We start from the raw sequence: 16,560 nt of genomic DNA on the forward strand, positions 1-16,560 counted from the left end.
CGTCAGGAGCGGTCCGGGCGGTGGCGGGGACGGTACGGGTGGTACGGGCGGCGGTCCGGTCGGTCCGGGCGGCGCGGACGATGTCAGGAGCGGTCCGGGCGCTCCGGTCGGCCCTGGTGGCGTGACCGGCGGGGAGGCGCCGCGCCCGGTGATCCGGGTGCTGATCGTGGACGACGACGCCCTCGTCCGGGCGGGTCTCGCGATGATCCTCGGCGGTTCCGGTGACATCGCCGTCGTGGGGGAGGGCGCGGACGGGGACGAGGTGCCGGTCCTGGTGGCCCGTCACCGGCCCGACGTGGTGCTGATGGACATCCGCATGCCCCGGGTGGACGGCCTGACCGCGACCGAGCGGCTGCGCGCCGTCGCCCCGGCGCCCGAGGTGGTCGTCCTGACGACGTTCCACGCCGACGCCCAGGTGCTGCGGGCGCTGCGGGCCGGAGCGGCCGGCTTCCTGCTCAAGGACATCCCGCCGGCCGACCTGGTGGCCGCGATCCGCCGGGTCGGGGCGGGCGAGCCCATCCTCTCGCCCGCGGTGACCCGCCAGCTCATCGCGCACGTCGCCGACGACGGCGCCGGTGCGCGCCGCGAGCGGGCGCTGGGGCTGCTGTCCGGGCTCAGCGACCGGGAGCGGGAGGTCGCGCTCGCGGTCGGCAGGGGGAGGTCGAACGCGGAGATCGCCGCCGAGCTGTACATGAGCGTGGCGACGGTCAAGGCCCACGTCTCCCGGATCCTGGCCAAGCTGGGGCTGAACAACCGCGTCCAGATCGCGCTGACCGTCCAGGACGCCGGGCACCTCGGTTAGCCGGTCCCCGCCGTGCCGTACGGCGGCGGGCCGCCCGCCGGACGGAAGCCGCGGCCGGTGTCCCACCGTGTCGGGGGCGGGGTGGGAGGGCCGTACCCTTGACGGATAGACCGATCCGAGTAGGGGCCGTTGATGAGTTCAGCCGGAGAGGGCCTGTCTCGTCCGCTGCCCGAGCAGGTCCGCTCACACGTCGTGGACCTGGCGTCGCAGGTCCTGGGGTCCATGCCCGCCGCCGCGGTGCCGCCGCCGCTGCGCAACATCGCCAGGTTCGAGCCGCGCAAGCGGGCCCGGCTGGGCGGCACGCCGATCGCGGCGCAGCTGGAGACGGACAAGGAGTTCCGGGAGGCCGTCGCCGAGGTCCTGGCGGCGAGCCTGCCCGAGCTGGTCGCCGGGCTGGCGGAGGGTGTCGTGCCCCCGGCCGCCGAGCCCGTCCTGGTCGCCGCCGCGGCCTATCTGACCAGGCCGCCCGGCTGGGTGGAGATGGTGGAGACCGCCCGCGCCGATCTGGAGCGCTCGGCGGCCGTCGCGGAGGGCTCGGCGCAGGAGCAGGCGGTCACCCGGCTGCGCGAGCAGCTGGCCGCGCAGAAGACCGCCGCCAGGGAGGAGGCAGAGCGGCTGCGCGAGCAGCTCAAGGCCGCCCGCGCGGAGGTCTCCGACCTGCGGCACAAGCTGCACGCGGCCCGGGAGCGGGCCAGGGCGGCCGAGGCGCACGCCGCGGCGATGGAGGAGGCCGCGCAGGAGGCCAGGGCCGCCGCCGCGGCGGCGGGCAGCGCGGGGGAGAGCGAGCTGCGCCGCCTGCGGGAGCGCCTGTCCGACTCCGAGCGGCAGCTGGAGGCCGCCCGCCGGGCCGCCCGCGAAGGCCGCAGCGAGGAGGACACCAAGGTCCGCGTGCTGCTCGACGCGCTCGCGGACGCCGCGGCCGGGCTGCGCAGGGAGCTGGCGCTGCCCTCGGGCATCAATCGGCCGGCCGACTCCGTCGCCTCGGTCGCCCCCGGCAGGCCGGGGGTCCGGGCGGTCCCCGCCCGGGCGCTCGCCGACGACGACCCCGCTCTGCTCGACCAGTTGCTCGCGCTGCCGCAGATCCATCTGATCGTGGACGGCTACAACGTGACCAAGACCGGTTACGGCACGCTCACCCTGGCCGACCAGCGCAACCGCCTGCTGACCGGGCTCGGTGCGCTGTACGCGCAGACCCGGACCGAGCTGACCTGCGTCTTCGACGGCGCCGAGCTGGACGGGCCGGTCCCGGTGTCGGCGCCGCGAGGGGTCCGGGTGCTGTTCAGCGCGCCGGGGCAGATCGCCGACGACCTGATCCGCCAGCTGGTCCGCGCCGAGCCCGTCGGGCGGGCGCTCGCGGTGGTCTCCTCCGACCGCGAGGTGGCCGAGTCGGTCCGCCGTATGGGGGCGCGGCCGGTGCCCGCCGCACTGCTGCTGAAACGCCTCGGACGCGCCTGAGCCCTCCGCGGAGCCCCTCCCGCGTCCCGCCGGCCTGAGCCCGTCCTCCCCGGAACCGCTCCCGCGTCCCGCCGGCCTGTCGCCCGCCCTTCCCGGAACCGCTCCCGCGTCCCGCCGGCCTGTCGCCCGCGCCCCCGCGGGGGGCCGCTCCCCATCTCCGCCCGGCAGCGTCCGGCGGGAGCGGGAGGACGGGGAAGCGACCGAAAAGGTGAGCTGGACCTTACTGATTCTGTACTATTCGCCCCAGGTCTTTACGGCGGGAGGGCGTAGTAGTGGCCGTGGCGGGTATGCCGAAGTGTTATGGGCGGGTGCCCGTGGCGGCCGGACTGGCTCTCGTGGCGTTCCTGCTGCCGGCGCTGCCGGCCGGCGACGCGCTCGCCGATCCGAAGCCGACGATCGCCGAGGCGAAGAAGAAGCTGGAGAAGCTCAACGACCAGGCCGACAAGATCGTTGAGAAGTACAACCAGGCCGGCGAGAAGTGGAAGAAGGCCCGCACGCGCTACCGGACGCTCAACGGCGCCCTGGAGAAGCAGAGCGCGAAGGTCGCCGGGCTGCGCCGGGAGCTGGTCGCGATGGCCGTCAGCGGCTACCAGGCGGGCACGGTGACCGGCTGGGAGAGCCTGATCACCAGGCCCGACCCGAGCGACCTGCTGAGCGGCCTGGCCGCGGTGGACCAGATGTCGGCCCTGCGCGCCCAGTCCCTCAACGCCTTCGACGAGGCCACCAAGACGCTGCGGACCGACCGGGACAAGGCCAAGGCCGCCCTGGCGGAGGCCGACGAGTACCGCGACGAGCTGGCCGAGGAGAAGGCCAAGGCCGACAAGATGGTCAAGGCCCAGATCAAGCTCCTGCGCGAGCTCGGCGCCTACCGGGCGGGCAATCCGAACAGCCCCGGCATCACCTACACCGGTTCCGCCTCGGGGAGCGCCCGCGAGGCGCTCCAGTTCGCCTTCGCCCAGGTCGGCAAGCCGTACCAGTACGGCGGCACGGGACCCGGCGGCTGGGACTGCTCCGGCTTGGTGCAGGCCGCCTGGCGCGCCGGGGGCGTCAGCCTCCCGCGGACGACCTGGGAGCAGTGGAGCTGGGGTGCGAGCCGCAGGGTCTCCCTGGACGACCTCCAGCCCGGAGACCTCATCTTCAGCGAGGGTCTGGGACACGTGAGCATGTACGTCGGCGGCGGCCAGATCGTCCACGCCCCGCAGACCGGCGACGTCGTGAAGGTCGTCGACCTGTCGGCGTACGGCCGCCGTCTGGTGGGCGCGGTCCGTCCCTGATCCGTCCCTCATCCGTCTCCGTCTCCGTCCCGTCCCGTCCGGTCCCATCCCGTCCCGCCCCGTCCGCGACGCCTGAGCCCGCGAGCCCCGTGCCCGCGGGCTCTTCCGTATCCGGTCAAGATCATCACTCTTGTGACTGGAGTTACGGAAGTGACAACGTTCAGGCAGCGGATTTCCAAATGTGACGAGGGTCATATCGCGGTGGTGGACTCGCCGTTATCCAGCGGTTATGAAAAGAGAGAAGAGGCTCCCCGATCTTCGAACGGGGCAGCGTCTTTGCCGATGTTTGGGGATCGGGGTAACTTCTGGCGTCGCGACGAGCAAGCCATGCCGTCGCAGTGCACCGGCCTCTCAAGCCGTGTCCAGATGAATAATCCAAGCGGTCACGCGAAGCACCGACACCGTCGTGACCTGCCGAATCCATGCAGCCATGAGGCATGGAACCGGGGAACCAAAGGCATGATCCCATTGCCAGGGGTGAATCGGCACGCCGTTGTGCCGTAGGGCGTCTTCCCTGCCCGAATCCGTCAGCTAACCCGGTAGGCATCAGTGGAAGTCCCAAGGAGAAATCCTGTCTACCACCCTGCAGAACCCCTGTTCGTCGCGCCTTTTTCGCCTTTCCGTGGGCGGTTTCGTGCTCACTCTGACCGCGTCGGCCGGTGCGGTCGGAATGAATTCCGCGCAGGCGCGGGCGGCGACGAACGGCGCGACCGCGGTACAGGCCGGAGCCGTCGCGGTCACCCAGGTGAGCGGTGCCCCCCTCACCGGGGCGAGTGCCAAGGCGGCCACCAGGCTGAGCAAGGCCGCGCGGCAGAAGGCGAAGGCGGCGAAGGCCGTCTCGGTGGCCAAGCGGCAGGTCGGCGCCCCCTACCGCTGGGGCGGGACCGGTCCTCGTGCGTTCGACTGCTCGGGCCTGGCGCAGTACTCCTGGCGCAAGGCGGGGGTACGGCTCCCGCGGATCACGCACAGCCAGTACCGCGCCGTCAGGAAGAAGGTCTCGTGGCGCAGCCTGCGCCCCGGTGACCTGCTCTTCTTCTACGGCAAGGGCCACGTCGGCATCTACGTCGGCAAGGGGAGGATGGTCCACGCGCCGAGCAGCGGCAGGACGGTCCGGATCGTGAAGCTGAAGAACTACTACCGCTCCTCCTTCGCCGGAGCGGTCCGCCCCGGCGTCTGACCGGGCCGGTCCGGCGGCGGGTGTGCCGCCGGAGGCGCAGGTGAGCGGCCCCGCCCGTCCCCGCGACGGTCGGGGCCGCTCCGCGTCCGGCACGGGGACGGCGGTTTCAAGGGGCCGCCCCGCGTCGTCGGCGCGGCGGCCGGGCGTCCGGCACGCGGAACGGGGCCGCCCGCGTACCCGGAGCGGGGACCGCTCCGGGCCCGGCGCCCGGGCGGATCCGCCGGCCCGCGTCGCGTAGCATCGGCGCACATGTCCGTCCCCCAGGGGCGCCGCGCCGTACTCGCCGGGATGCTGGCGCTCACGGGCGCCGCTCTGGCCGCGTCCGCGCCGCTCCCGGCCGTCCCGTGGCCGGGAGCCGTCGTGGTCCGCGGGGAGGGCTCGGTCGTCGTCGGGGACCGCGCCGTCGCGGGTCTGCTGGCGGACCTCGCCGCCCGGGCCGACCGCGCCCGCCGCAGGATCGCCGCGATCTGGGGGCCGGTCCGCCCGGTGGTCCTGTTCCCGGAGACCGACGCGCAGGCCGCGGTGCTCGCGGGCGCCTCCGGGATCGCGGCCACGCGCGGGCTGGCCGCGCTGGCCACCGCGGACCGGGTGGTCGTCCTGCCGGGCGGCTACGCGCGGCTCAGCGAGGTCGGCAGGGACGTGGTCCTCACCCACGAGCTCGTCCACGTGGCCACCGGCGCGACCCGGGGCGGCCGGGTGCCGATGTGGCTGTCGGAGGGGTTCGCCGACTACGTCGGCTACGCGGGCACGGGGCTGGACGTCCGCCGGGCCGCCGCGGAGCTGGCCCGGGAGGTGCGGGCGGGCGTGCTGCCGGACCGGCTGCCCGGCCCGGCCGACTTCGCCCCCGGCGGGGCGCGGCTCGCGCAGGTCTACGAGGAGGCCTGGCTCGCCTGCCGCTACGTCGCCGCACGTTTCGGCGAGCGGGCCCTCGTGAGGCTCTACGGTAGCGATGTCGAGACCACGCTCGGCCTGACCGCGGCGGAGTTCACCGCGGGCTGGCGCGACCACCTCCGGAAGGAACTCGCATGACGTCGAGCACCGCGCGGGCGCCCGGCGCGCGGCCCGGGAGCCCGCGGGCGGCGGGCTGGGCGCTGGCCGCCCTCGGCGCGGTCACCCTGGCGGTCGTGGCGCTCAGCACGCCGTGGCGGGCGCTGCCCGCGGCGGCGCCGCGGGTGGAGCCGGACCCGGCCCGCGACTTCACCGCCGGGCAGATCGCCCGGTCCCAGGCGTTCGACGCCGTGGTCGGCCCGCCCGCCTACCTGTCGCTCGGCCTCACCCTGGTGGCGGCCGGGCTGCTGGTGGCCACCCCGCTGGGCGCGCGGCTGCTGGAGCGGCTGCCGGGGGGACGGTGGTGGCTGCGGGTGCTGCTCGGCGTGCTCGCCGTCACGGCGGCCGTGGAGCTCGTGCGCTGGCCGCTCGGGATGTGGCAGGAGGTCCACCTGCGGGACTACGGCCTGTCCACCCAGGACTGGCCGTCGTGGGCCGCCGACCGGCTCAAGAACATCGGGATCAGGACCGCGCTCACCGCGGTCATGGTGCTCGCCGTCGTCGCGCTGGCCCGGCGCTTCGCGCGCTGGTGGATCCCCGCCGCGCTGGGCGCCTTCACGCTGACCGTGACCGTCTCCTTCGCCTATCCGGTGCTGGTGGAGCCGGTCTTCAACGACTTCTCGCCGATGGCCGCCGGGCCGCTCCGCGACGACCTGCTCGCCATGGCCGAGCGCGACGGCGTGCCGGTCGAGGACGTGCTCGTCGCCGACGCCTCCCGCCGGACCACCGCGCTCAACGCCTACGTCTCCGGATTCGGCGCGACCCGCAGGATCGTGGTCTACGACACGCTGCTGCGGGCCCCGGCCGACGAGGTCGAGCTGGTCGTGGCGCACGAGCTGGGCCACGCCGCCACCGGCGACGTGCTGTACGGCACGCTGGTCGGCGCCCTGGGCGCGGCCTGCGGGGCGTGCCTGCTGTACCTCGTGGCCTCGTCCGGCCCGCTGCGCCGGCGCACCGGGGTCGGCTCCCTCGCCGACCCGCGGGCCGCCGGCCTGGTCATGGGGCTGCTGAGCCTGGCCACCGTGCTCTCCGGGCCCCTGCAGAACGTGGTCAGCAGGCACATCGAGGCCCGGGCCGACGTGCACGCGCTGAACCTGACGCGGGACCCGGCCACGTTCGCGGCCATGCAGAAGCGGCTGGCCGTGGCCAATATTTCTGATTTATCACCAGATGTCGTTGAATATGTTCTTTATGCCTCCCACCCCGCCATCCCGGAGCGGATCGCCGCGGCGCGCTCCTGGGCCGCGCTGAACGGCCTGCCGGAGCCGTGAAGCGCACGCTGATCGTCACCAACGACTTCCCGCCCCGCCCCGGCGGCATCCAGTCGTTCGTGCACGGGCTCGCCGTCCGCATGCCCCCGGGCTCGGTGGTCGTCTACGCCCCCCGCTGGGCCGGATGCGAGGCCTTCGACGCGCGCCAGCCGTACCCCGTCGTGCGCCACCCCACCTCGCTGATGCTGCCCACCCCCCGGGTGGCCCGCCGGGCCGCCGGCCTGCTCGCCGAGCACAAGTGCGACACGGTGGTGTTCGGGGCGGCGGCCCCGCTCGGCCTGCTCGCGCCGCGGCTCCGGGCGGCGGGGGCGGAGCGCGTCGTGATGCTGACCCACGGCCACGAGGCGTCCTGGGCCCGCGTCCCGGCGGCCCGGCGGCTGCTGGCCGGGATCGGCGGCCACGCCGACGCGGTCACCTACCTGGGCGAGTACACCCGGCGGCTGCTCGCCGCGGTGATCCCGGAGGAGAAGCTGGTACGGCTCGCGCCTGGAGTGGACACCGGCGTGTTCCTCCCGGGGGCGGAGCCGTCCGGGAAGGGCTCCGCGCTCCGGTCGTGGTGCGCCGCCGGGCCGGTGGTGGTCTGCGTCTCCCGGCTGGTGCCGCGCAAGGGCCAGGACACGCTGCTCCGCGCCTGGCCCCGGGTGCTGCGGGCCGTGCCGGACGCCCGGCTGCTGCTGGTCGGCGGCGGGCCGTACCGGGGGAGCCTGGAGCGGCTGGCCGGCCGCCTGGGCCTGCGCGACTCGGTCCGGCTGACCGGGTCCGTGGCCGCCGAGGACCTGCCGGGCTGCTTCGCCCTGGGAGACGTGTTCGCGATGCCCTGCCGCACCCGGCTGGGGGGCATCGACGTCGAGGGGCTCGGCATCGTCTACCTGGAGGCGTCGGCCAGCGGGCTGCCGGTGCTGGCGGGCTCCTCGGGCGGGGCTCCCGACGCGGTGCTGCCCGGCGAGACCGGCCTCGTCGTGGACGGCGGCTCGCCCGGGGCGGTGGCGGCCGCGCTGGTGGAACTGCTCGGCGATCCGGCCCGCGCCCGGGCGATGGGGGAGCGCGGGCGCGAGTGGGTCGGCCGGGAGTGGAGCTGGGACCTGGTGGTGTCCCGGTTCACCCGGATCCTGGACCCGGACCGGGACGTCTGAAGGACGCGGCCGGAACCGGGTGCCCGGACCGGACGCGGTCCCGCAGCGGGCAGGGCGGGCGGACCGCGGGCCGCCCCGCCGCACCGGGTCCCGGAGCGGGCCGCCCCGGTCCGGCGGCTCCGCGGTCCCGCGGGCTCAGCCGTACAGCTCGTCGACCTGCTTGGCGAAGTCGCGCATCACGACGTTGCGCTTGATCGACTGCTTCGGCGTGACGTGCCCGGTCTCCTCGCTGAGCTCGATGTCGAGGATCGTGAACTTCTTGATCTGCTCGGCCTTGGAGACCGACCGGTTGGCGTCGTCGACGGCCTTCTGCACCTCGGCGATGACCACCGGGTCGGTGCTGAGCTCGGCCAGCGTGGCCCCCTCCCTGCCGTTGGCGGCCTTCCACGGCTCCAGCGCCTCGGGGTCGAGGGTGACCAGCGCGGCGACGAACGGCTTGTCGTCGCCGACCACCAGCGCCTGGCTGACCAGGGGGTGGGCGCGGATGCGGTCCTCCAGCGGGGCGGGGGCGACGTTCTTGCCCGCCGCGGTGACGAGGATCTCCTTCTTGCGGCCGGTGATGCGCACGTAGCCCTCGGCGTCGAGCTCACCGATGTCGCCGGTGTGGAACCAGCCGTCGGCGTCGATCGCCTCGGCGGTGGCCTCGTCGTTCTTCCAGTAGCCCTTGAAGATGTGGCGGCCCTTGACGAGGATCTCCCCGTCGTCGCCGATGCCGATGGTGACGCCGGGGAACGGCTTGCCGACGGTGCCGATCTTGTTGGCGCCGGGCATGTTGACCGTGGAGGGCGCGGAGGTCTCGGTCAGGCCCCAGCCCTCCAGGACCTCGATGCCCACACCCCGGAAGAAGTGGCCGAGCCGCTCGCCCAGGGCCGAACCGCCGGTCACGGCGGTGCGCAGGTTGCCGCCGGTGGCGGCGCGCAGCTTGCCGTAGACCAGCTTGTCGAACAGGGCGTGCTTGAGCCTGAGGCCGAGTCCGGCGCCGCCGGAGGACTCCGCCCGGCTCCACGCGATGGCCGTGCCCGCCGCGGCGTGGAAGATCTTGGCCTTGCCCTCGGCCGTGGCCTTCTGCTCGGCGCCGTTGTAGACCTTCTCGAACACGCGCGGCACGCCGAGCAGGAAGGTGGGCTTGAACGCCTGCAGGTCGGGGGCGACGTTCTTCATGTTCGGGGTGTGCCCCATGACCGTGCCGGTCTCGATGAGCACGAGCTGGATGACGCGGGCGAACACGTGCGCGAGCGGCAGGAAGAGCAGCACGGAGCGGTTCTCCACGGTGAACAGCCGCTCCAGCGGGCCGTGGGCCACGTTCCGCGCGGTGAACAGCAGGTTGTCGTGGGTCAGTCGGCAGCCCTTGGGCAGGCCGGTGGTGCCGGAGGTGTAGACGATCGTGGCCAGGTCGGCGATGCCGCGCCCGCTCCTGCGCTCCTCCAGCGTCTCGTCGGAGACCCCGGCGCCGGCCGCGGTCAGCTCGGCGAGGGCCCCACCGGCCTCGCCGCCCTCGATGCGCCAGACGTGCTCCAGCCCGCCGAGCTCGGGGAGGACCTCGCGGACGGTCTCCTCGTGGGACTCCAGCTCCACGAAGATCGCCTTGGCGCCGCTGTCGGAGACGATCCACTTCACCTGCTCGGCGGAGGACGTCTCGTAGACCGGCACGCCGACCGCGCCGGCGGACCAGATCGCGTAGTCGATCACGGTCCACTCGTAGCGGGTGCGCGACATCAGGGCCACCCGGTCGCCCGGCTCGACGCCCGCGGCGATCAGGCCCTTGGCCGCGGCGGCGACCTGGTCGCGGAACTCCCCGGCGGTGACGGCGACCCAGTCCCCGCCCACCTTCCGGCGCAGGGCGACGGCGCCCGGTTCCCGCTCGGCGCGCTGGAACACCGTGTCGGTCAGGTTGGCGGAAGAGGGGACATCCACCAGCACGGGAACGCTGTACTCGCGCACGGGTCACTCCTGAATACGCACGGATCGAGATGGGTTAACAGGAAGTTATCGCGATAAGTTACGCGTGGGTAGTTTCGTCACCCAGGCGTTACGAAGGGCGATTTCACGCTATCAGCCTCGCCCTGCAGGACCCTCTGAAGCGGCCGACGCCCGAGGCGTCGCATCCTATTTGTTACTTATGTCGGAATTATGGCCCAGGGGCCGGGCGCCGGCTGGCTAGGATGTCCGGCATGCGGGTTCATGTCGTGAGCGATGTGCACGGAAGGGCCGACGCCCTGGCCCGCGCGGGGGACGGCGCCGACGCGCTGGTCTGCCTGGGGGACCTGATCCTCTTCGTCGACTACGACGACCACTCCCAGGGCATCTTCGCCGAGCTCTTCGGCGCGGAGCGGGCCGCCGAGTTCATCGCCCTGCGCACCGCCAAGCGGTTCGACGAGGCACGCGCCATGTCCGCCGGGCTCTGGGCGTCGCTGGACGGCGACCCGCGCGACCACATCGAGCGCTCCGTCCGCCGCCAGTACGGCGAGCTCTTCGCCGCGATGCCCGTCCCGGCCTACCTCACCCCCGGCAACGTGGACCTGCCGCGCTACTGGCCGGAGTACGCCCGCCCGGGCCACCGCGTGCTGGACGGGGAGACCGCCGAGATCGGCGGCCTGAGGTTCGGCTTCGTCGGGGGCGGGCTGCGCACGCCGTACCGGACGCCGAACGAGATCGACGACGAGGAGTTCGCCCGCAAGGTCGAGGCGGTCGGCGAGGTGGACGTGCTCTGCTGCCACATCCCCCCGGCGGTCCCCGAGCTCCTCTACGACGTCGTCGCCCGCCGCTTCGAGCGGGGCAGCGAGGCGACCCTGGAGGCGATCAGGCGGACCCGGCCGCGCTACGCCCTCTTCGGCCACGTGCACCAGCCCCTGGCGAGCCGGGTGCGGATCGGCAGGACCGAGTGCGTCAACGTGGGCCACTTCCGGGGCACCGGGACGCCCTTCGCGCTGGAGTGGTGAGGCCGCGGCGGTGAGATCGCCGGGCTGAGGCGGGCGCGGGGGGAGCGGTAGTACGGTAACCCCATGGCTGATCGCACGACCTCGAGCATCACGATCGGCGCGGACCGGTCGACCATCATGACGGTGATCGCCGACTTCGGCGCCTACCCCGAGTGGGCGGGGCAGGTGAAGTCCGCGCAGGTCCTGTCCACCGGGCCGGACGGCCGCCCGGAGCGGGTCAGGTTCGTCCTGGACGCGGGCGTGATCAGCGACGAGTACTCCCTCGCCTACACCTGGCACGGCGACGAGTCCGTCGACTGGACCGTCGCCGAGGGCGGGAAGATGGTCTCCGGCCTCACCGGCAGCTACCGCCTGGCCGAGTCGGCCGGCGGCACCGAGGTGACCTACGAGCTCGCCGTGGACCTCAAGGTCCCGATGATCGGCATGATCAAGCGGAAGGCGGAGAAGGTCATCATCGACACCGCCCTGAAGGGACTGAAGAAGCGCGTCGAGAGCGCATGACGCGGGTCCTGCTCTTCACGGGCAAGGGCGGGGTCGGCAAGACGACCGCGGCGGCGGCCACCGCCGTCCTCGCGGCCAGGTCCGGCCTCAAGACGCTGGTGGTCTCCACCGACACCGCGCACTCGCTGGCCGACGCGCTCGGGGTGACCGCCGCGGCCGAGCCCTCCGAGATCGAGCCCTGCCTCTACCTGCACCAGGTCGACACGCAGCGGTCGCTGGAGCGCCAGTGGGGCGAGCTGCGCGACTACGCCCGCGGGGTCTTCGCCGAGCTGGGCCTCGACGCGGTCACCGCCGAGGAGATCACGGTGCTGCCCGGCGCGGAGGAGGTCATCGCCCTGCTGGAGCTGCGCGAGCAGGCCGCGACCGGGTGCTGGGACGTGATCGTCGTCGACTGCGCGCCCACCGCCGAGACGCTCCGGCTGCTCGCCCTGCCCGAGGCCCTCGACTGGCACGTCAACCGGCTGCTCCCGGTCGGCAGGCGGCTGTTGCGCACGCTCTCCCCGCTGGTGCGCCGCGTGGCGATGGTCAGCGTCCCGGACGACCACGTGGTCGGCGCGGGTGAGCGCCTGCACCGGGCGCTGATGGAGGTCCGCGAGCTGCTGACCGGGCCGGACGCCAGCGTCCGGCTGGTGCTCACCCCCGAGGCCGTGGTGCTCGCCGAGGCCCGCCGCACGCTCACCTCCCTCAGTCTGTACGGCTACCGCGTCGACGCCGTGGTGGCCAACCGCGTCTTCCCCGCCGAGGGGGCCGACCCGTGGCGGGAGCGGTGGGTGGCCGCCCAGGCCAGGCACCTGGCCGAGGTGGCGGAGTCCTTCGCGCCGCTGCCCGTGCACACCGTCCCCTACCTGGACGCCGAGCCCGTCGGCCCGGACGCGCTGGCCCGCGTCGCCGAGGCCATGTACGGCCAGGCCGACGCCTTCGCCCCGCCCGCCGGGGAACCGCCGCTGCGGATCACCGCAGAGGGAGAGCTGCTGCTGGCCCTGCCGCTCGCCGAGAAGGGCCAGGTGGACCTGGCGAGGAAGGGCGACGAGCTGATCGTCACCGTGGGCCCCTACCGCAGGGTCCTGGCCCTGCCCGCGGCACTGGCCCGCAGGGGCGTGCGGGACGCCGCGCTCTCGGACGGCCGTCTGCGGGTACGGTTCCAATCGGGAGGGCCAGATGACTGAGAACACCGGAAACACGAACAACCCGGACGACATGAGCGATCGGACCGGCCGACACGACCGGAACGGCCGCGACGCCGGGAGCGAGAGGGCCGCGGGCCGCGGGACCGACCGCACGGGGAGCACTGGAGACACCGGGGGCACGGGGGGCACCGCCGGGGCGGCGGGCTCCGGCGCTCCCCGGAGCGGCGGGGGCGACCCGCTCGGGAGCGCGGCCGAGGAGGCGCTCAAGCTCTTCGACGCGCTCCAGCGCAAGGCCGCGCGGGAACTGCGCAAGAACCTGGTCAAGGGCACGATGACCGGTTTCGGCAGCGCGTTCTCCGGCGGCGGCGGCCGCGGCGGCAGGGACGTGTGGGAGGAGGCGGTCTCCGACCACGACGAGGAGTACATCTGCCGCGCCTGCCCCGTCTGCCGCGCCATGGCGGCGCAGCGCGAGTCCGGCGGCCAGGTGACCGACCACCTGGTGCAGGCCGGCTCCGAGCTCTTCGCCGCGTTCAAGTCGGCCGTCGACGCGCTGAACAGGCCCTCGGCCGCGCAGCGGGCGCGGGAGCGGGAGGCCTCGCGGGAGGACACCCCCGTGGAGCACATCGACCTGGGGTGAGCCCAGAGGGAAAGGGTGAGAGATGGCGCTGACCATCGGCGTTGACATCGGCGGCACCAAGATCGCGGCGGGCGTCGTGGACGACGGCGGGCGGATCGTCGCGCAGAGCCTGCGCCCCACTCCGGCCGACAGCCCCGACCGCGTCGCGGACACGATCGCCGACGCGGTGGCGGAGCTGGCGAAGGACCGGGAGATCGAGGCCGTCGGTCTCGGCGCCGCCGGGTTCATCGACGAGACCCGTTCGCTGGTCCGGTTCGCGCCCAACCTCGCCTGGCGTGAGGAGCCGCTGCAGAAGAAGGTCTCCGGCCTGATCGGCCTGCCCGTCGTGGTGGAGAACGACGCCAACGCGATGGCCTGGGCCGAGGCGAGGTTCGGCGCGGGCCGCGGGGAGAGCCACGTCGTGTGCGTGACCGTCGGCACCGGCATCGGCGGCGGCATGGTGCTGGACGGCGCCCTCTACCGGGGCCGCTGGGGCATGGGCGCCGAGTTCGGGCACATGCAGGTGGTCCCCGAGGGGCGCCTGTGCGGCTGCGGCGACCTCGGCTGCTGGGAGCAGTACGCCAGCGGCAACGCCCTGGTCGCCGAGGCCAGGCTGATCGCGGAGGCCGACCCGGCGCGGGCGGCCCGGCTGCTGGAGATCGCCGGGGGCACCCCCGCCGACATCGAGGGCCCGGAGGTCACCGACGCCGCCCGCGAGGGCGATCCGGCGGCGCTGGCCGCCTTCTCCTCGATGGCCGAGTGGCTCGGCCAGGGGCTGAGCGACCTCGCCGCGGTGCTCGACCCCGGCTGCTTCATCCTCGGAGGCGGCGTCTCGCGCGCCGCCGACCTCTGGATCGACCAGGTCCGCGACTCCTTCGGCCGCAACCTGACCGGCCGGGGGCACCGCCCCCTGGCCGACATCCGCCTGGCCGAGCTGGGCGCCTCCGCCGGTCTCGTCGGCGCCGCCGACCTCGCCCGGAGGCGCTGACCGGCAGGGGCCGGCCGGAGCGGCACCGGCGGGGCGCCGCGGGGTGCCGGCCGGATGACCGGAGACCCTGGCACGGAGCGCCCGGCGCGGTTACGCTCGCGGCACGCGTCGGCGGCGGACGGTGACACCGTCGTCGCCGACGGGCCCGGCCGGGCCGGCGCCCGGCAGTCCGAGGTCGCCTGCGAGGTCACGGTGGTGCTCAGGGTCGCCAGCTACAACGTGCGCTCCATGCGCGACGACGTCGCGGCGCTGGGACGGGTGGTCGCCGCCCTCCGCGCCGACGTGCTCTGCGTGCAGGAGGCGCCCCGCTTCCTGTGCTGGCGCTGCAGGCGGCGGCGGCTGGCCGCCTTCGGCGGCCTCCAGGTCGCCGCGGGACTGCGGGCGGGGGGCCTGGCCGTGCTGACCGGGCCGGGCGTCCGGCTGCTGCACGGCGAGGGCCGCCTGCTGAGGCACTTCCCCGGCCTGGAGCGGCGGGCGATCGCGATCGCCGTGGTGGAGGCGGAGGGCGCCCGCGTGGCCGTCGGCTGCGTCCACCTGGATCTCGACCAGGAGGCCCGGCTGCACCACGCCGGCGAGGCGCTGGACCTGGTCGAGGACGTCGCCGGCCGGTTCGGTGCGCTGCCCGTGCTCGCGGGGGACATCAACGAGCAGGCGCACCAGCCCGCCTGGCGGCACCTCACCGGGCGGCTGGCCGACTGCTACGCCGTCTCGCCGCGCGGCGACGGCCTCACCTTCCCCGCCCGGAACCCGGGCAAGCGCATCGACGCGGTCTTCGCGGTGGCCGGCGTCTCCGTGGTCTCCTGCGGCGGGATCGAGGCCGACCCCGCCGACCTGGCCGCCGCCACCGACCACCTGCCGGTGGTCGCCGAGCTGGACTGCGCCCGGTCCGCCGACCCCCGCGGCTGAACGCGCCCGCGGGGGACGCGCCGCCCGCGCAGGGCGCTCCGGGCAGGGCGGGCAGGGCGTCTGCGCCGGGGCGCGTACCGCGGGAAGCGGCCGGAGGTGCGGCCGAGGACGGGGAGCCGCACACATGGCGCGGGCATCACCCGTACCATTTGGTGCATGACCCGTCGCCTTCCGCGGCGTGCCCTGGCGCTGTGCGCGGGAGGCCTGCTTCTGCCCTTCCTCCACGCGCCGGCCGCGCACGCCGATCCCGTCCGCCCGCCTGCGGCGGAGGCCTGGCAGGCACCGGCGACCGCCCGGCTGAGCAGTGACGGATCCCTGTCCGACGTCGCCGGGATCTCCGCCGGAAACGTGTGGGCGGTGGGGCAGCAGAGCGTGTGGGACGTCTGGCAGAGCCGGGGGGCCATCACCCACTGGAACGGCCGGACCTGGACCGAGGTCCCCATCCGCAACGACCCCACCGGGGCCGGGCTCCTGCGCTCGGTCGCGGCGGCGTCGGCGACCGAGCTGTGGGCGGTGGGGGAGGGCCACGACGGCCTGCCGTACCTCGCCAGGGGGGACGGCTCGGCCTTCGACCGGGTCACCGTCGACACACTGCACGTGGGCGACTGGCTGGGCGGGGTGGCGGCCGTCCCGGACCGGGTGGTCGCCGTGGGGCGCCGCGCCAGGCAGCCGCTGATCGTCACCGGCTCCGGCGGGAAGTGGACGCTCACCGCCGCCGAAGGGCGCGGCACGCTGTACGGCGTCGCGGTGACGGCCAAGGGGGACGGCTGGGCGGTCGGCGACACCGGGGGCAAACCGCTGATCATGAGGTCGTCCGGCGGGCAGTGGAAGTCCTTCCCCGCCCCGGACATCCCCGGCGGCTACCTGCGCGACGTCCACCTCAACGGGTCCAGGCGCGCGCTGGCCGTCGGCGGCGTCTACCGCGACTCGGGGCAGGTCGTCCCGCTGGTCCTGTCCTGGAACGGCAAGAAGTGGTCCAGGGTGGACCTGCCCGACCAGGACGTGCGACTGTACGGTGTGACCGGCGACCGCAAGAACCGCTTCTGGATCTCCGGGGTCGACCTGGCGCGTCCGGGGGAGGCGTTCCTGCTCCGCTACGACGGCCGCAAGGTCAAGACGCTGCACGGCGCCCCGTCCCCGTCCCCCCGGACGATCAGGCTCCAGTCGGCGGCCTACCTGCCCGGCACGGGCACGGTCTGGACCGTCGGCCACGTGGTGGACGGCAACGGGCGCTACACCGACGTGATCGAGCGCTTCGCGACGAAGAGCCCGGCCGACCAGGGGGGCTCCGCCCGGTCCAGGTCGTGAGGCCCGGCCCGGACGC

General features: G+C 74.4%; 15 protein-coding genes and 1 riboswitch. Of the genes, 14 read left to right on the forward strand and 1 reads right to left on the reverse strand.

The annotated features are described in order from the left end of the window. Positions 1–121: 121 nt before the first annotated feature. From IEZ06_RS01545 to IEZ06_RS01575, 7 genes are all read left to right on the forward strand, one after another. On the forward strand, positions 122–802 hold the full coding sequence (locus tag IEZ06_RS01545) for a response regulator transcription factor (protein WP_268245569.1): 681 nt from the start codon (positions 122–124) through the stop codon (positions 800–802). Between the two features lie 132 nt (positions 803–934). After that, a complete protein-coding gene (locus tag IEZ06_RS01550) occupies positions 935–2,257 on the forward strand; it encodes an NYN domain-containing protein (RefSeq protein WP_189234819.1) in 1,323 nt (440 codons plus the stop codon). 287 nt (positions 2,258–2,544) lie between these two features. Continuing rightward, on the forward strand, positions 2,545–3,531 hold the full coding sequence (locus tag IEZ06_RS01555; protein WP_229797699.1) for a C40 family peptidase: 987 nt from the start codon (positions 2,545–2,547) through the stop codon (positions 3,529–3,531). Positions 3,532–3,933: 402 nt separating this feature from the next. Continuing rightward, positions 3,934–4,092, forward strand: a riboswitch (cyclic di-AMP (ydaO/yuaA leader). A 109-nt stretch (positions 4,093–4,201) separates the two neighbouring features. Beyond that, on the forward strand, positions 4,202–4,708 hold the full coding sequence (locus tag IEZ06_RS01560; RefSeq protein ID WP_189234821.1) for a C40 family peptidase: 507 nt from the start codon (positions 4,202–4,204) through the stop codon (positions 4,706–4,708). Between the two features lie 249 nt (positions 4,709–4,957). Then, positions 4,958–5,737: a hypothetical protein gene (locus IEZ06_RS01565; RefSeq protein WP_189234822.1), complete on the forward strand. Its 780-nt coding sequence runs from the start codon at positions 4,958–4,960 to the stop codon at positions 5,735–5,737. Continuing rightward, positions 5,734–7,026, forward strand: coding sequence for a M48 family metallopeptidase (locus tag IEZ06_RS01570; RefSeq protein ID WP_189234823.1), 1,293 nt, complete (start codon positions 5,734–5,736; stop codon positions 7,024–7,026). The genes IEZ06_RS01565 and IEZ06_RS01570 overlap by 4 nt, the downstream gene beginning before the upstream one ends. Beyond that, positions 7,023–8,159 (forward strand): glycosyltransferase family 4 protein, encoded by a 1,137-nt coding sequence (locus IEZ06_RS01575; RefSeq protein WP_189234824.1) that lies wholly within the window; start codon positions 7,023–7,025, stop codon positions 8,157–8,159. The genes IEZ06_RS01570 and IEZ06_RS01575 overlap by 4 nt, the downstream gene beginning before the upstream one ends. 135 nt (positions 8,160–8,294) lie before the next feature. On the opposite strand, the gene IEZ06_RS01580 is transcribed toward IEZ06_RS01575, so the two are convergent. Next, the gene (locus IEZ06_RS01580) at positions 8,295–10,100 is read right to left on the reverse strand and encodes an AMP-dependent synthetase/ligase (protein WP_189234825.1); all 1,806 of its coding nucleotides are present in this window, start codon (positions 10,098–10,100) and stop codon (positions 8,295–8,297) included. Between the two features lie 230 nt (positions 10,101–10,330). Here IEZ06_RS01580 and IEZ06_RS01585 point away from each other — a divergent pair, with 230 nt between their 5' ends. The 7 genes from IEZ06_RS01585 to IEZ06_RS01615 all read left to right on the forward strand — a co-directional run bounded on the left by IEZ06_RS01585 (position 10,331) and on the right by IEZ06_RS01615 (position 16,544). Then, a complete protein-coding gene (locus IEZ06_RS01585; RefSeq protein WP_084007938.1) occupies positions 10,331–11,098 on the forward strand; it encodes a metallophosphoesterase family protein in 768 nt (255 codons plus the stop codon). A 63-nt stretch (positions 11,099–11,161) separates the two neighbouring features. Then, positions 11,162–11,599, forward strand: a complete 438-nt coding sequence (locus IEZ06_RS01590) for an SRPBCC family protein (protein ID WP_189234826.1) — start codon at positions 11,162–11,164, stop codon at positions 11,597–11,599. Further along, positions 11,596–12,765, forward strand: a complete 1,170-nt coding sequence (locus tag IEZ06_RS01595) for an ArsA family ATPase (RefSeq protein WP_189234827.1) — start codon at positions 11,596–11,598, stop codon at positions 12,763–12,765. Before IEZ06_RS01590 ends, IEZ06_RS01595 begins: the two co-directional genes overlap by 4 nt. Beyond that, positions 12,758–13,363, forward strand: coding sequence for a DUF5304 family protein (locus tag IEZ06_RS01600; protein WP_189234828.1), 606 nt, complete (start codon positions 12,758–12,760; stop codon positions 13,361–13,363). The genes IEZ06_RS01595 and IEZ06_RS01600 overlap by 8 nt, the downstream gene beginning before the upstream one ends. A 22-nt stretch (positions 13,364–13,385) precedes the next feature. Next, a complete protein-coding gene (locus IEZ06_RS01605; RefSeq protein WP_189234829.1) occupies positions 13,386–14,330 on the forward strand; it encodes an ROK family glucokinase in 945 nt (314 codons plus the stop codon). Between the two features lie 54 nt (positions 14,331–14,384). Beyond that, on the forward strand, positions 14,385–15,236 hold the full coding sequence (locus IEZ06_RS01610; RefSeq protein ID WP_307811629.1) for an endonuclease/exonuclease/phosphatase family protein: 852 nt from the start codon (positions 14,385–14,387) through the stop codon (positions 15,234–15,236). Between the two features lie 156 nt (positions 15,237–15,392). After that, positions 15,393–16,544 (forward strand): WD40/YVTN/BNR-like repeat-containing protein, encoded by a 1,152-nt coding sequence (locus IEZ06_RS01615; protein WP_189234830.1) that lies wholly within the window; start codon positions 15,393–15,395, stop codon positions 16,542–16,544. Positions 16,545–16,560: the final 16 nt, after the last annotated feature.

The sequence above is a fragment of the Planomonospora antibiotica genome (genome assembly GCF_014647955.1).
Lineage (GTDB): Bacteria > Actinomycetota > Actinomycetes > Streptosporangiales > Streptosporangiaceae > Planomonospora > Planomonospora parontospora.

What these genes read in the sequence shown, in the direction of transcription:
- IEZ06_RS01550 (WP_189234819.1), top strand. Translation starts at nt 935, where the DNA reads ATGAGTTCAGCCGGAGAGGGCCTGTCTCGTCCGCTGCCCGAGCAGGTC.
- IEZ06_RS01555 (WP_229797699.1), top strand. Translation starts at nt 2,545, where the DNA reads ATGCCGAAGTGTTATGGGCGGGTGCCCGTGGCGGCCGGACTGGCTCTC.
- IEZ06_RS01560 (WP_189234821.1), top strand. Translation starts at nt 4,202, where the DNA reads ATGAATTCCGCGCAGGCGCGGGCGGCGACGAACGGCGCGACCGCGGTA.
- IEZ06_RS01565 (WP_189234822.1), top strand. Translation starts at nt 4,958, where the DNA reads ATGTCCGTCCCCCAGGGGCGCCGCGCCGTACTCGCCGGGATGCTGGCG.
- IEZ06_RS01570 (WP_189234823.1), top strand. Translation starts at nt 5,734, where the DNA reads ATGACGTCGAGCACCGCGCGGGCGCCCGGCGCGCGGCCCGGGAGCCCG.
- IEZ06_RS01585 (WP_084007938.1), top strand. Translation starts at nt 10,331, where the DNA reads ATGCGGGTTCATGTCGTGAGCGATGTGCACGGAAGGGCCGACGCCCTG.
- IEZ06_RS01590 (WP_189234826.1), top strand. Translation starts at nt 11,162, where the DNA reads ATGGCTGATCGCACGACCTCGAGCATCACGATCGGCGCGGACCGGTCG.
- IEZ06_RS01595 (WP_189234827.1), top strand. Translation starts at nt 11,596, where the DNA reads ATGACGCGGGTCCTGCTCTTCACGGGCAAGGGCGGGGTCGGCAAGACG.
- IEZ06_RS01600 (WP_189234828.1), top strand. Translation starts at nt 12,758, where the DNA reads ATGACTGAGAACACCGGAAACACGAACAACCCGGACGACATGAGCGAT.
- IEZ06_RS01605 (WP_189234829.1), top strand. Translation starts at nt 13,386, where the DNA reads ATGGCGCTGACCATCGGCGTTGACATCGGCGGCACCAAGATCGCGGCG.
- IEZ06_RS01610 (WP_307811629.1), top strand. Translation starts at nt 14,385, where the DNA reads ATGACCGGAGACCCTGGCACGGAGCGCCCGGCGCGGTTACGCTCGCGG.
- IEZ06_RS01615 (WP_189234830.1), top strand. Translation starts at nt 15,393, where the DNA reads ATGACCCGTCGCCTTCCGCGGCGTGCCCTGGCGCTGTGCGCGGGAGGC.